This is a genomic window from Rhizobium rhododendri, assembly GCF_007000325.2.
Lineage (GTDB): Bacteria > Pseudomonadota > Alphaproteobacteria > Rhizobiales > Rhizobiaceae > Rhizobium > Rhizobium rhododendri.
On the sequence record NZ_CP117267.1, the window covers coordinates 3,194,337 to 3,209,038 of the forward strand.

The 14,702-nt window shown below is 63.2% G+C and carries 9 protein-coding genes; 5 read left to right on the forward strand and 4 right to left on the reverse strand.

Annotation, left to right across the window (positions count from 1 at the left end; translation table 11 throughout):
- Nucleotides 1–128 precede the first annotated feature (128 nt).
- Nucleotides 129–4,907 carry an NAD-glutamate dehydrogenase gene (locus PR018_RS15495; protein ID WP_142824845.1) on the forward strand — a complete coding sequence of 1,593 codons (4,779 nt, stop codon included), beginning with the start codon at nucleotides 129–131 and terminating at the stop codon, nucleotides 4,905–4,907.
- A 238-nt stretch (nucleotides 4,908–5,145) separates the two neighbouring features.
- A complete protein-coding gene (locus tag PR018_RS15500; protein WP_224127847.1) occupies nucleotides 5,146–6,534 on the forward strand; it encodes an MFS transporter in 1,389 nt (462 codons plus the stop codon).
- Between the two features lie 75 nt (nucleotides 6,535–6,609).
- On the opposite strand, the gene purH is transcribed toward PR018_RS15500, so the two are convergent.
- The 4 genes from purH to htpX all read right to left on the reverse strand — a co-directional run bounded on the left by purH (nucleotide 6,610) and on the right by htpX (nucleotide 12,528).
- Nucleotides 6,610–8,226 (reverse strand): bifunctional phosphoribosylaminoimidazolecarboxamide formyltransferase/IMP cyclohydrolase, encoded by a 1,617-nt coding sequence (purH, locus tag PR018_RS15505; protein WP_142824502.1) that lies wholly within the window; start codon nucleotides 8,224–8,226, stop codon nucleotides 6,610–6,612.
- 100 nt (nucleotides 8,227–8,326) lie between these two features.
- On the reverse strand, nucleotides 8,327–9,985 hold the full coding sequence (locus PR018_RS15510; protein WP_162854753.1) for a heparinase II/III family protein: 1,659 nt from the start codon (nucleotides 9,983–9,985) through the stop codon (nucleotides 8,327–8,329).
- Nucleotides 9,986–10,126: 141 nt separating this feature from the next.
- Nucleotides 10,127–11,554 (reverse strand): RsmB/NOP family class I SAM-dependent RNA methyltransferase, encoded by a 1,428-nt coding sequence (locus tag PR018_RS15515; protein ID WP_425064158.1) that lies wholly within the window; start codon nucleotides 11,552–11,554, stop codon nucleotides 10,127–10,129.
- The gene (htpX, locus tag PR018_RS15520) at nucleotides 11,545–12,528 is read right to left on the reverse strand and encodes a zinc metalloprotease HtpX (protein ID WP_142824500.1); all 984 of its coding nucleotides are present in this window, start codon (nucleotides 12,526–12,528) and stop codon (nucleotides 11,545–11,547) included. The genes PR018_RS15515 and htpX overlap by 10 nt, the downstream gene beginning before the upstream one ends.
- Before the next feature lie 103 nt (nucleotides 12,529–12,631).
- On the opposite strand from htpX, the gene PR018_RS15525 reads away from it, so the two are divergent.
- The 3 genes from PR018_RS15525 (at nucleotide 12,632) to PR018_RS15535 (ending at nucleotide 14,684) form a co-directional block, all read left to right on the forward strand.
- Nucleotides 12,632–12,859, forward strand: a complete 228-nt coding sequence (locus tag PR018_RS15525; RefSeq protein ID WP_142824499.1) for a DUF1674 domain-containing protein — start codon at nucleotides 12,632–12,634, stop codon at nucleotides 12,857–12,859.
- A 53-nt stretch (nucleotides 12,860–12,912) separates the two neighbouring features.
- Nucleotides 12,913–13,368, forward strand: a complete 456-nt coding sequence (locus tag PR018_RS15530) for a thermonuclease family protein (protein WP_142824498.1) — start codon at nucleotides 12,913–12,915, stop codon at nucleotides 13,366–13,368.
- A gap of 1,034 nt (nucleotides 13,369–14,402) precedes the next feature.
- Complete coding sequence (locus PR018_RS15535) at nucleotides 14,403–14,684, forward strand: hypothetical protein (RefSeq protein WP_142828747.1); 282 nt, start codon at nucleotides 14,403–14,405, stop codon at nucleotides 14,682–14,684.
- Nucleotides 14,685–14,702: the final 18 nt, after the last annotated feature.

A 14,702-nucleotide genomic window follows, 5' to 3' on the forward strand; every position in this document is an offset into this window, starting at 1 on the left:
ACGCGGTGACCGTAGCGCCGGTGAAGCCAAAACGCGGTTCGATCTTACCACCCCGTCATAATCTTTTGCGGTTGCATCTCTATCGCTTCTGAAGTCTGCTTGGGAGCAGGATGCGTCGGGAGAGTGCAATCATGGCCAGAATGAACCCCAAGCGGGAAAAGCTGATCGAGGCGGCGGTCAAGGCGGCCGAAGCGTCGGGCAAGACCTACCTCGATCCGAAAATCCTGTTCGGGCAGGCCAGCAACGACGACATGGCCCGCTACAGCGCCGAAATGCTGGCACTGACCGCCATTCACACCGCAGACGAACTCGGCCGCTGGTCCGGCGAGGCCCGTATCACCGTTGCGCCGATAGAGGGAGTCGCACCCGGCGGCGTTGCTGTCTCGGTGCTGTCGATCACCGACCGCAACATGCCGTTTCTCTACGAATCGGTGATGGGCGAAGTCACCAGCACCTACCGCGACGTGGCGATGGCCGTGCACCCGATCCTGTCGCTGCAGCCGGACGGCACGCCGGCCCTGAAGGCGGCGCAGGCCGGCGATCCCGGCCAGCGCGTCAGCCATATCCAGCTGCACTTGGCGCCGTTGACGGCGGAGCAGGCAGATGCCCTCATCGTCCGCGTCAGGACGGTACTGGAGCAGACACATCTCTCGGTGGGCGACTGGCAGCCGATGCTGGCGCGGCTCGACACTGTCATCGACGAACTCAGCGCACATGCCGCTGGGCGCCGTGCGGCAGAGCGCGACGAGGCACTGGCCTTCCTGTCCTGGCTTCGGGACGACAATTTCACCTTCCTCGGCATGCGTGACTACGTCTATTCCGGCAAGGGCAAGCAAGCGACCGTCGAGCGGGACCGTGGCACGGGCCTTGGCATTCTCGCCAATCCGGACGTCCGCGTGCTGCGCCAGGGGAGCGATGCCGTGACCACGACGCCAGAAATCCTGGCGTTCCTCGATGGCCCGGATTTCCTCATCGTCACCAAGGCCAACGTCAAGTCGCTGGTACATCGCCGCGCCTACATGGATTATGTCGGCGTCAAACGTTTCGACGAGAAGGGCAATGTCGTCGGCGAACTGCGCATCGTCGGGTTGTTCACCTCGATTGCCTACACCGCCGAACTGTCGGACATTCCGCTGCTGCGGGCCAAGGCCCAGAAGGTCACGGACCATTTCGGCTTCGATCCGACCAGCCATTCCGGCCGCATGCTGCAGAACACGCTGGAATCCTATCCCCGCGACGATCTCTTCCAGATCGACACGAGCCTGCTCGCCACCTTCTGCGAGCAGATCAACGACCTCGCCGACCGGCCTCGAGTGAGGGTCCTGCCGCGCATCGACCATTTCGACCGCTTCGTGTCCGTCATCGTCTATGTGCCGCGCGAAGAGTACGATTCGGTCGTCCGCGAAAAGATCGGCGCCTATCTGCGGACCGTCTATGACGGCCGCGTTTCGGCCTATTATCCGGCCTTTCCGGAAGGCGGCGTGGCGCGCGTGCATTTCATCATCGGCCGCACCATCGGTCGCACGCCGCATATTGCGCAAGCCGTGCTGGAAGATGCCGTCCGGGCAATCGCTGCCCGCTGGATCGACCGGCTGGAGGCGCTGGCCGGCCCGGCAGCGCCCGGCCTCACCGTCAGCCAGGCGTTCCAGGAGGCCTTTTCCCCGGAAGAGACCGCGGCCGACCTGCCGGCCATCATGGCCTGCGCCGGCGATGCGCCGATCCGCATCGGCTTCTACAGGCGCTCCTTCGGCGACACCGACGTGCTGTCGCTAAAAATCTTCCACGGCGAGGGCAACCTTGCCCTGTCGCGTCGCGTACCGCTGCTTGAAAACCTGGGCTTCAATGTGCTCAGCGAACGCACCTTCGACATCCACGTCGAGGGGTCCGGGATCAGCGGCGATGTGGTGTTGCACGACATGGAGCTGGAGGCGCGCGACGGCGTCGCCTTCGATCTCAAGCGCCACGGCGCAGCCCTCGAGGAAGCCTTTCTCGCGGCTTTCGAAGGCAGCATCGACAATGATGTTTTCAACCGGCTTATCGTCTCGGCCGACCTCACCGCGCGAACCGCCAATATCCTGCGCGCCTACGCTCGCTATCTGCGCCAGGCCGGCATCGCCTATTCGCAGGACTATATCGCCACGACACTCGACAAATATCCTGCCATTGCGGCCAGCATCGTCCGGCTGTTTCACGATTCGCTCGACCCGACGCTGGAGGAAAAGCCGCGCCTGAAACGCTTGGCGACCCTGCATGCAGCGATCGAAACCGACCTCGCCTCCGTGCCGAGCCTCGATGACGACCGCATTTTGCGGCGCTATGTCAACGCCGTCGACGCGACGCTGCGCACCAACTATTTCCAGCGCAGTGCCGACGGTTCTCCAAAGGCGATGTTCGCGATCAAGCTTGACCCGAAGCAGCTTGACGGATTGCCGGAACCCCGGCCCTTCCGCGAGATCTTCGTCTACGGCGTCGAGGTGGAGGGCGTGCATCTGCGCTTCGGCAAGGTGGCCCGCGGCGGCCTGCGCTGGTCCGACCGGGCGGAAGACTACCGCACCGAGGTGCTCGGGCTCGTCAAGGCGCAGCAGGTGAAGAACGCCGTTATCGTGCCTGTCGGTGCCAAGGGCGGCTTCTATCCGAAACAATTGCCGGCCGGCGGCAGCCGCGATGCCATCTTCAATGTCGGCCGGGAGGCCTACAAGACGTACATCCGCACGCTGCTTTCGATCACCGACAATATCTCCGGCGCCGATATCATTCCGCCTCCGGATACATTGCGGCTGGACGGCGACGATCCCTATTTCGTCGTTGCAGCCGACAAGGGAACCGCGACATTCTCCGATACCGCCAACGGTCTGGCGCAGGAGGCCGGCTTCTGGCTCGACGACGCCTTTGCCTCGGGCGGATCGGCCGGCTACGACCACAAGAAGATGGGGATCACCGCGCGCGGCGCCTGGGAGACCGTCAAGCGACATTTCCGCGAACTCGATATCGACATCCAGACGACGCCGTTCAGCGTTGTCGGCGTCGGCGACATGTCGGGCGACGTGTTCGGCAACGGCATGCTGCTGTCGCCGAAAATCCGGCTGATCGCCGCCTTCGACCACCGCGATATCGTCATCGACCCCGATCCCGACATGGCCGCGACGCTCGCCGAGCGCCAGCGCCTGTTCGACCTGCCGCGCTCCAGCTGGCAGGATTTCGACAAGAGCCTGCTGTCTGCGGGCGGCATGATCATTCCGCGTTCGGCGAAGTCTGTGACGCTCACCAGGGAAGCCGCGGCTGCCATCGGGCTCGACAGGACGGTTGCCACGCCGTTCGAAATCATTACCGCCATCCTCAAATGCCAGGCCGACCTGCTATGGTTCGGCGGTATCGGCACCTATGTGAAATCGCCGACCGAAACCGACGCCGATGTCGGCGACCGTGCCAACGATCCGATCCGCATCAATGCCGACGAGGTCCGCGCGCGGGTGATCGGCGAGGGCGCCAATCTCGGCGTCACGCAAAAGGGCCGCATTGCCTATTGCCTGAAGGGCGGCCGATGCAATTCCGACGCCATCGACAATTCTGCGGGCGTCAACACGTCCGACGTAGAGGTCAACATCAAAATCGCCCTTGCCTCCGCCATGCAGGACGGTCGCCTGACACGCGCCAGGCGTGACCAACTCCTCGCATCGATGACCTCAGAGGTCGCAGCCCTAGTGTTGCGTAACAACTATCTGCAATCGCTGGCTATTTCGCTGACGGAGCGTAAGGGAACCGGCAACGGCCTGGAGCTCGGCCGCTTCATCAGCGTGCTTGAATCCGCCCGCAAGCTCAGCCGCAAGGTCGAGACGCTGCCGGATGAGGCGACCTTCGCCGAGCGCTACGCCAACGACCGGCCTCTCACCCGACCGGAAATCGGCGTGCTGCTCTCTTACGCCAAGATCGTGCTGTTCGATGCACTGCTCGAGAGCGCCCTGCCGGACGATCCCTATTTTGCCGCAACGCTGACCGGCTATTTCCCGCAGAAAATGCATCGCGGCCATGCAGCCGATATCGCCGGACACCGGCTTCGGCGCGAGATTGTCGCTACCAGTCTTGCCAACGAGGCGATCAATCGCGGCGGTCCGGCTTTTGTCGTGTCGATGATGGATGCAACGGCGGCCGCCGCTTCCGAGGTCGTCAAGGCAGCCGTGCTCGCCCGCGACGGGTTCGATCTCGACCGGCTGTGGGATAGCGTCGACGGGCTCGACGGCAAGATCGGCGGCGAAGTGCAGAACCGGCTCTACGGCGACATCGGGCAGATCTACACCGTGCTGACCCGGCTGCTGTTGAAGACAAGCATGGTCAAGTCAGAGATCGGCGAGACCGTTGGCCGGCTGCAGGCGGCAGCGAAAAAGCTGCGGCCCTTACTGTCGAGCCGGATCCCGGCCGAATTTGCCGCCGAGATCGATGCCCGGCGCAACGATTACGCAGCGGCCGGCGTGCCCGAAGGCCTTGCCGGCGAGATTGCCGCACTCGGTACGTTCCTGCTGGTACCCGATGTCATGCAAATTGCCGAACAGACGGGCGAGGCGCTAGCGCGCGCCGCAGAAACCTACTTCGAGGTGTCGCAGACCTTCCGGGTCAGCCGCCTGCTGGTTTCCGGCAGCCGCATTGTCACCGGCGATCACTACGAAAACCTGGCGCTCGCCCGCAGCCTCGACCGCATCGCCACGGCGCGTCGCGACATCGTCATCTCGGCGCTCAATGCCCACCCCCAGGACCGCCAGCCGCTTGCCGCCTGGCACGCCAGCGACCGCATCCGCATCAACCGCATCGCCGAGGAACTGGCGGGCCTTAGCGAAGGCGGCGAGGCAAATCTCGCCCGCATCACCGTCGCCGCCGGCCTGCTCGGCGACCTCGCCCACGATTTGCCGAGGTGATTGCCACGACTTCCCTCATCTCTGTGCTCGTCACAGAGATCCAGTCACGGCGCGGCTGCGCCGTGCGATGACCTTGGCGGCAAGGGAAGTTTGCCCAATGCGCCCATGAATTCGGAGGCGTCGGATTACTCAAACGAGCACGTTTGCGAGCGCCTAAACCGGCCTCAGGTTGCTTGCGCGGGGCCTTTCGGGATGACAAGGTCCGGCGGGAGGCTGGCGGAATAGCAGGGATATAGCTGTGGCGATTGCAGAGCGTGACGATGCCCAGGCGGCGAGAGTTCCGGCGCGCGGTATCTGGGGGTGGATGCTGTTCGACTGGGCGGCGCAGCCTTTTTTCACGGTGGTCATCACCTTCATCTTCGGCCCCTATTTCGTCGCCCGGCTAACGGCCGATCCGGTCGGCGCCCAGGCGATGTGGAGCAACATGGCGACGATCAGCTCGATCGTTATCGCCGTACTATCGCCCATTCTCGGATCGATTGCCGACCAGTCCGGCGCCCGCAAACCATGGATCGCCTTTTTTGCGGTCATCCAGATTATCAGCATGTTCTGCCTGTGGTGGGCAGCACCTGGCTCGCCGATCATCTATCCGTTCATCTTCATCATCCTCGCCTCCATTGCAGCCGAGTTCTCCATCGTCTTCAACGATTCGATGATGCCGCGACTTGTCAGCAAGGACGATGTCGGAAAACTGTCGAACACCGCCTGGGGCCTCGGCTATCTCGGCGGCATGATCGTACTGATCACAGTTGTCGCACTACTCGCGGGTAATCCGGAGACAGGGCGCACCATCCTCGGACTGAAGCCGCTGTTCGGCCTCGACGCCGTTCTCGGCCAGGATGCGCGCATCACCGGCCCGATTGCGGCCGTGTGGTACCTGATCTTCATCCTGCCGATGTTCCTGTTCACGCCCGATGCGCCGCGCGGGCTTCCGATGCGCTCCGCCGTCGGACTGGGGATAGGCGAACTGGCAAGGACGCTGAAGTCGCTACGCCATCGGCCGGGCATCAGCCGCTTCCTGATCGCGCGCATGATATACCAGGACGGCGTCAACGGCGTCGTTATCCTCGGCGGGACCTTTGCCGCCGGAATGTTCGGTTGGCCGACCATCGAAATCGGCATTTTCGGCATCATCCTCAACGTCGTCGCCATCTTCGGATGTCTTGTGGCCGGCCGGCTCGATGCGCGGCTGGGGTCGAAGACCATGGTCGTCATCGGGCTGGTCATGCTGCTGATCGCCACCATCGGCTTCATCTCCACGGGTCCCGGCTTTACGCTGTTCGGCCTGATCAAGCTGTCGACAGTCGATTCAGGCGGACTATTCGGCACGACGGCGGAAAAAGCCTATGTGATGTACGGGCTACTGATCGGCCTCGCCTTCGGCCCGGTGCAGGCCTCGTCGCGCTCCTACCTGGCGCGCAGCGTCAGCCTCGAGGAATCCGGCCGCTATTTCGGCATCTACGCGCTGTCAGGTCGCGCCACCAGCTTCATGGCAACCCTGATGTTTTCCATCGTCACCAGCTTTTCCGGCTCGGCCCGGCTCGGCATGGCGACGCTGATCCTTTTTCTGGCCGGCGGTCTGCTATTGCTACTACCCACCCCATACCCAGCCGACGCACGGGAATAAGAAATCCCGGCGCAGCGAAAGCTGGCCGGGATATACAAATTTACAGATCGGATATCCGCTACGTGCGGATATCGTTCAGTGGCGGAAGTGGCGGACGCCGGTGAACACCATCGCGACATTGTGGGCGTCGGCAGCGGCGATGACCTCGGCGTCCCGCATAGAGCCGCCCGGCTGGATGACGGCGGTGGCGCCAGCGGAGATTGCCGACAGCAGGCCGTCTGCGAACGGCAGAAACGCTTCGGAGGCGACGGCTGAGCCACGGGTCATCGGCTCCGCGAGACCCAGTGCCCTTGCCGCGTCCTCGGCCTTGATGCCGGCGATGCGGGCCGAATCGACGCGGCTCATCTGGCCGGCACCGATGCCGGCAGTCTGGCCGTTCTTGGCATAGACGACGGCATTCGACTTGACGTGCTTGGCGACCCGAAAGGCAAAGCGCATGTCTTCGAGTTCCTGCGCCGTCGGCGCCCGCTTGGTCACCACCTTCAGTTCGAGATCGTCGACCATGACGTTGTCGCGGCTCTGCACCAGCAGCCCGCCCGAGACGGTCTTGGCGGTGATGCCACGGGCGCGGGGATCGGGCAGGGCGCCGACCGACAGCAGACGCAGGTTCGGCTTGGCGGCGATGATTGCCCTCGCCTCGTCGCTGACTGCGGGGGCGATGATCACTTCGGTAAACAGTTTGACAATCTCATGCGCCGTCTCGGCATCGAGCAGGCCGTTGAGCGCGATGATGCCGCCGAACGCCGATGTGCTGTCGCAGGCGAGCGCCCGGCGATAGGCTTCGGCCAGCGTCGGCCCGGTGGCTACGCCGCAAGGATTGGCATGCTTGATGATGGCGCAGGCAGGTCCTTGTTCCGGCGGGAATTCCGCCACAAGCTCGTAGGCGGCATCGGTATCGTTGATATTGTTGTAGGAGAGTTGCTTGCCCTGCAACAGCGTCGCGGTCGCAACACCGGGGCGATTGTCGCCGGTGACGTAGAAGCCGGCCGTCTGGTGGGGGTTCTCGCCGTAGCGCATTTCCTCGCGCAGCACGCCGCCGATCGTCCGGTGGTGCGGCGTGGTGATGTCGAGGGCGTCAGCGAACCAGTTGGCAATCATCGTGTCGTAGGCAGCGGTGCGGGCGTAGGCCTTGGCGGCCATCTGCTGGCGGAAGGCATAATGGGTATGCCCGGCGTCGGTGGCAAGCTGTTCGAGCAATGCCGGATAGTCGGCCGGGTCGGTGACGATGGTGACATAGGCGTGGTTCTTGGCCGATGCGCGGATCATGGCTGGGCCGCCGATATCGATGTTCTCCACGGTCGTCGGATAATCGCCGCCGGCAGCGCGGACCTCCTCGAATGGATAGAGGTTGACGATCACGAGGTCGATCGCCTCGATGCCGTGCTCCTTCATCGCCGCCTGGTGCTCGGCATCATCGCGGATGGCCAGCAGCCCGCCATGCACGCGTGGATGCAGCGTCTTGACACGGCCATCCATGATTTCCGGGAACTCGGTGATTTCGGAGACGTCGATGACGGCAATCCCAGCATTGGCGATCGCCTTGTGAGTGCCGCCTGTCGACAGCAGGCGGACGCCCTTGTCGTGCAGCGCCTGGGCCAGCTCGACGATGCCCGCCTTGTCGGAGACCGACAGCAGTGCGGTCTTGACCTTCACCTTGTCGGGAGCTGGAATTTTCTTGGAAACAACGGCCATGACGTTCTCCGGTTCTGTCTTCGCAACGCGTCCGGCTGGGACGCTCGGGATGATGGCGTCGCGTTAGCACAGGCGGCCGGACGATTAAACCGTCGCCGTCTCAGCGGCGGGATAAAAACCAGCGGATCTCGGTTTTTTCCGCGAGCGAAAACGCGATCTCAAGCAGTTCCGAGGCGCGTACGCCGGAGGAATCGGCGAAAAAGACGTCCTCTCCGATCAGCACTTCGTTGCCGGGCGAGGAGAATGTCCAGCTTTCGCCGTCCGGTGCCGTCAGGGTCACCTGATCCGGCTGCGTCTGGCCGATGGTGATCGACGGGTGGATATGGAAGCGGGCCGAAGCGTGGTGCTCGGCGCCAGCTTTCTTCCTGGATGCCTTTTTCGTGTCCGGCGCAAAGAAACGATCGTGCCCGGTGATGATGGTGCCGGCATGGTTCAGCGCCACTTCACGCTCGTGCATCAGCCCGAATGCAGCAAGATAGCCGTCATGGGCCGCCTTGACGCTATCGCGGCCATCGCCGGTGTCGAGGCGCTCGACCGAGACTTCGCTGACGCCGCCGGTCATGACGGGGCCGAGCACCTTCGAGCGGGAAAACGTCAGCGACGATGTGTCGTCCAGCGTCACGGTCGAATGCGCTGCAGTCGCGCGCGCCATCTGGACATATCGGGACCCGGCAAATTTCGGCGAGCCTGCATTGATGATGATCCGGTGCCGCCCCGACGACATCTCGAACGACAGGCAGCCGGCATGGGCAGTCCGCGACAGGTCGACCGAGAGAGGGCCGCCGGTATCCATGATGACCAGCGTCTGGCCGGCGGACAGCCGCTGGTAATGGGCGTGAGGAAGCGCCTTGAACGTCTGGCCCGAAGTCTCGTCGTAGCGCAGCACCGACATCAGCTCGTTGGCAAAGGTCGAGGTGGCGCCGTTGAACAGGGCGAGATCGCCGTCCTGGTGGCGGAAGAAGCGCAGCGCCGGATACATGCGGTCGATGCCGGCGATCAGCCGTGCGGGGGCATCATGGCCGAGATTGATGTAGGTCTGGCGCAGCGGCAGGAGGTCCAGCAGCAGTTCCAGCGCCGCGCGCGGATTGCGCGAGATGTGGGAGCCGTCGGCGAGGATCTGTCGCTCGATCTCCCGGTCCAGCGCCTGGCCGGCCCGCTTGATGGTCGCAGTCCGTGCCGGCATCGCCACGGACGACATGGCAAGCGCAATGCGGACGCGGAAGCGCACCTCGCCATCGGCCGCAGTCGCTGCCACATGGCGGAGATAGCGGACGTGGTGGGTGAGCGAACGCATGAACCTGCGGTAGAAGCTGCTGTCGGTGCCCTGTAGCACCACCGGAGAGTGGGACAGCCAGGCAATCAGCCGCTGGGCGGCGATATCCGGATCCCAGGCAAGACCGTCGGTCTTGCGGCCGTGAAGGCCTATCCACTCGTTGACCATTGCGCGGGCCAGCGTGCTGCCCTGGCCGCTCTTGTCGGCGCGCATATGGCGCAGCCAGCTGAAACAGTGCAGCCGGGCGGCAAAGGTTTCGGACGGCAATTCCTGCGAGAACGGCGAGCGACCGTTGGTTTCCAGCACGCGTCCGGCCAGCGGAATCCGGCCGTCGATCATTTCTTCCGCCACAAAGGCATCGATGCTGCGCAAATCGGTCGGCGCGACGATCAGCCGTTCCGGCACACGCACGGTGTGCCGGGTGAGGCGCAGGCGTGTCAACGCTGCGCGACGCGATATTCGCCGCCATGCCTCCCGCGCGTACAAATTCACAAAGCGCCCGCCAAAACCTCTAAATTATAGATAACGATTGTCCGTCTCCAGCGTTAAGAGAGCGTTAGCAGACGCCCTTGCTATCCGGGTAATGATCCAGATTGACGCAGATAGGGCGCAAAACCCGCATGGCCATTAGCCGCGGCGGCGAAGAACGCTGGCGAAAAATCCATCCAGTCCCGGCAGAAAGCCTTCGGGCAGGGCCAGCATAGCCGGTGTCGTGCGGAAATCGCCGTCAGGTGAAATGGCTGTCTCAAGACCGGGCCAATCCTCAGGGCGGATGGCGATGCGCTCGACATCCGGGCTGTCGGCGAGAATGCGGGCGATAATGTCCTCGCCTTCGGACGGATCGAGCGAGCAGTTGGAAAACACCACCGTGCCACCGGGTTTCACCAGGGTCAGCGCATGGCGCAGCAGGCGCTCCTGAAGCGCTGCCAGTTTGGCGATATCGTCCCGGCCCTTGGTCCACAGCACGTCCGGATGACGGCGCGTCGTGCCGGTCGAGGAACACGGCGCGTCGAGAAGTGCCGCATCGAAAAGATCGTCGGGCGCAAATTTCGCCATGTCGGCGACCAGCGTTTCCGCTTCGAGGCCGAGGCGGGCAAGGTTTGCCGACAGGCGCCGCAGCCGGCTCTCCGACTGGTCGAGCGCCGTGACCTTGCCGCCAGCCATGACCAGCTGCGCCGTCTTGCCACCCGGTGCGGCGCAGAGATCGACGACGCGCTTGCCGGCAAGCGAGCCGAACAGCTTTGCCGGAATGCTCGCTGCCGCGTCCTGAACCCACCATTCGCCATCGGCAAAGCCTTCAAGACCCGGAATAGTCCCGTCGAAAGCGGCGAGCCGGACGCTGCCGGTCGGAAGAACCATGCCGTTCAGCCGCTCGGCCCATCCCTCCGGGTCGGATTTGACCGTCAGGTCGATCGCAGCCGGCTGCAACTGCGTGTCCGAAATCGCCAGCGCCTCAGCGCGGCCGTAGGCCTGCTCCAGCCGCGACAGAAACCAGGCGGGCATGGCCGGTATCGATGCCGTGCGGGCGAGAATATCGTCTTTCTCGCGCCCCATGCGCCTGAGCACGGCATTGACCAGCTTGGCAAAGCGGCGATTGCGCGGGTCCTGGTTCGCCTGCTCGACCGCGAGGTCGACGGCGGAATGATCGGGAATATCGAGATAGAGCATCTGCGCGGCAGCGACGACCAGCACGTGATGCAGGGCGCGGGCCCCCTCCGGCAGCGGCGTGTCGATCAGCGACGCGATGGCGGCCTCGATGCGCGGCAGGTGGCGAAGAGCGGAGTTCAGGATGGCGCGCACCAGGGCACGGTCGTTATCCTCAAGCACGCGATAGGCCGGATTACCGTGGTCGCCATCGAGCATGCCGTCGAGCGGCGTCTTGCGATCGACGACGGCAGCGAGAATCTTCGAGGCTGCAGCCCGTGCTGCAAGACCCGGTTTCACCGGACCGCTATCGGCAGGCCGGCGAGTACGACGTTCGCCTTCATTGGTGTTGGCTTGCGGGCGGGCGGGCCGGCGGCCAGCGGATTTACTGTCGTCTGACGTCAAGACCAGGGTCCTTTGGGTGGTTGTGGACCACCGCGACTGGACCCCGTATCCGGCACCGAGCGCGATTTGCGCACCGCATTAGCAGGCCGGACCGGCTGCGTCGAGCCGTGCCCATGCAGTGGATTGCCATTGGAGGGCATATCCATAGACATCGCCTGCAGCGCGGCAATGCGGCTTTCGGTGTTCGGATGGGTGGAAAACAGATTGTCCATCGGCCGCCCGGAGAGCGGGTTGATGATGAACATATGTGCCGTTGCCGGGTGACGCTCGGCATCCTCGTTGGGAACATGGGCCGCAGCGCCGGCGATCTTGCCAAGCGCCGAGGCAAGCCACAGGGGATTGCCGCAGATCTCCGCGCCGCGCCGGTCTGCGGCATATTCGCGCGTCCGGCTGATTGCCATTTGCACCAGCATGGCCGCCAGCGGCGCGACGATCATGGCGACAAGGGCACCGATCCCACCGAGCGGGCTGTTGCTGTCGCGCCGGCCGCCGAAAAAGAAAGCGAAATTGCCGAGCATCGAGATGGCGCCGGCGAGCGTCGCTGTTATCGTCATGGTCAGCGTATCGCGGTTCTGGACGTGCGCCAGTTCATGCGCCATGACGCCGGCCACTTCTTGCGGCGTGAGCGCGTTCAGCAGGCCGGTAGAGGCGGCGACGGCGGCATTCTCGGGATTGCGGCCGGTGGCGAAGGCATTCGGCTGCGGGCTGTCGTAGAGATAGACGCGCGGCATGGGCAGGCCGGCATTGGCGGCGAGATCGCGGATCATGCCGAAAAACTCCGGCGCGCTGCGCTCGTCGACAGCCTGGGCATTATAGGTCGACAGCACCATGTTGCCTGAATTCCAGTAGGAAAAGAAATTCATGCCGGCCGCAACGACGAAGGCGACCATCATGCCCGACCGACCGCCGATCAGAAAGCCGACGCCCATGAACAGCGCCGTCATGAAGGCCAGAAGCATCGCCGTTCGCATCATGTTCATCGTCGTCTCCGCCAATTGACCCGCGTCGCGCTTTTCATTCCGGCAGCGACGCCCTATAATCTGGCTATGCGCCCGCCCAATTCAATATTTGCTGGAGAGCCTCATGCAGGCAGCCGATAACGACAACAGCGAAACCGTCGAGACTTCCGACGAAGGCGCTACACCGCGCAAGCCGCTCTCTCCGGCAGCCAAGCGCGCCCTCGCCGAAGCAGAAGAACGTCGACGGCTGCAAGCGCAGACCGAACTTCCGCCCGAAATCGGCGGTCGCGGCGGCGCCGAGCCCTCCCGGTTCGGCGATTGGGAGATCAATGGCCGGGCCATCGACTTCTAGTCGGTAAATATTCCTATTGACTTCCCGATGATTCAGGAAATAATTCCTCAATCATGGCTCGATCCTATTTGACTCTGTTGGTCTGTCTCATCCTCTCGCTGCCCTCTGGCGCGACGGCCAACACGGTGCATGAGACAATTGCCGGTCCCGTCACCGCCGAGATCCTCCAGGTCATCGATGGCGACACCATTCTGGTGGATGCATCGCCCTGGCCGCAGCAGACGATCGAGGTCTATGTCAGGCTGCGCGGCATCGATGCGCCGGAACTGCATTCGACATGCGCTTCGGTGCGCGAGGAGGCTGAGCAGGCGCAGGCAGCGCTGGAGGAAATATTGCCGGCCACAGGCGAGATCCAACTGATGCGAATTTCCGGCGACAAGTATTTCGGCCGCATCCTCGCCGACGTCACCACCGCCAACGGGCGCAACCCGGCCGACACACTTCTCTCATCCGGCCACGCCATCCCCTACCACGGCGGCCACAAACCCACCGAGCGATGCCAGCAGTAGAACCCCAATCCCACCCTCAAGGCAGCCGCCAAAAACTCTAGGCTGCAAAGTCTTCCAGTCCAGCCACGTCTGATGGCAGTTTTAGAGGACAGGTTTCCTGTTTCCTCTGACAACACACGAATGAGGGAGGTCGGCATGCACGCTGAGCAAGGTATTGAAAACTCAAATCTATCGAGGTGTCCAACTCTGTGAAGAAGGATCAATTGCGGCCACGTCTTTTTAAGATCCAATCTCGCCTGAGGTGCCCACCACACCCTCATTCCTGTGCCCGTCACAGGAATGAGGGAGTCGGGGTGGCTCTTTCCGGTTTTATGATCTTTCTGACCTCACACGCACACACACTCTCTCTATCTCTCGCACTCTCTCCTCTCGCTTTACTCCATCGCCCTGCTCGCAGCACCTCATGGGGATAAACCGTTGGGATTTCCGTTTGGAAACAATGCCGGCATCATAATTTCATCCCCGTGCTTTCGGCCTGATCTATAATCACCCCGTTCCACCATCGGATACACCGGTCTGCGTTGCCGGCGAGGTGGGACCGGGTCTTGGAGGGGTTGCCGTCTACGCAGGCACGTCTTCAAGGGTCCGCAGAAGTGGATCCCTTCGGGCCCCTAGGCTCGGCGTGCCTGTGTGGCATAACTCCGGCAGCTTTTCCCCTCAAAGGGACCTGGGTCGGAAACAGAGGATCCGGAGTTGCGGATAAAAACTGTCGAACGGGGCACATCTGGTGTCACTTCACTAAAAAATCATCAGGCACACGGTGTGCCCCGGCCATCAGATTTGAAAACACGGGTCGAACAGATCGCGTGAACGGGATGGTGTGTGCGCGATAGACGCCGGATGGGAATACGGGAACACCAAAACATGGAGATCTGCATGTCGACGCCCACCATAGACCACCGTGCCGTCTTTCTTCAGCAACGCGCCGTCAGGCACGAGTTGCTCAGCCGCAGTGCTGCATCCTATTTCTGCAATCGGGCCTCGCCCTGCGTCGTCCACCTTTGCCGCCTCAGGAAATGCCACCGGGACCGCGTTTGCAGCGGGCCGATGCGAACGTCAGCCGTCCTCCTCGACGACTGAACGAACTCCACAGGCTTGGCCTGCCCAGCAGCGCCTGCACCGTTCTCCCCGCCTGCCTTTCAGCTGCCGACAAGGACCTGCTGCACATATTCGAAGAGTGGCGCGACTGGTGGACGCCAAGGCTCAAGAACTTGCCCGAGATGACCTGGCCGCAACTCTCAAAAGTCCTGCGCTACTCCATGAGGCGCGATTGCGACGAGGGCGATCTGTCCAAAGATGGCGACAACGATCTGTAACATCGGCGACACAGGCGG

Excerpts from the sequence above, each read along its gene's own strand:
- htpX (WP_142824500.1), bottom strand. The coding sequence starts at position 12,528 with ATGAACATGATGCGAACGGCGATGCTTCTGGCCTTCATGACGGCGCTG.
- PR018_RS15530 (WP_142824498.1), top strand. The coding sequence starts at position 12,913 with ATGGCTCGATCCTATTTGACTCTGTTGGTCTGTCTCATCCTCTCGCTG.
- purH (WP_142824502.1), bottom strand. The coding sequence starts at position 8,226 with ATGGCCGTTGTTTCCAAGAAAATTCCAGCTCCCGACAAGGTGAAGGTC.
- PR018_RS15525 (WP_142824499.1), top strand. The coding sequence starts at position 12,632 with ATGCAGGCAGCCGATAACGACAACAGCGAAACCGTCGAGACTTCCGAC.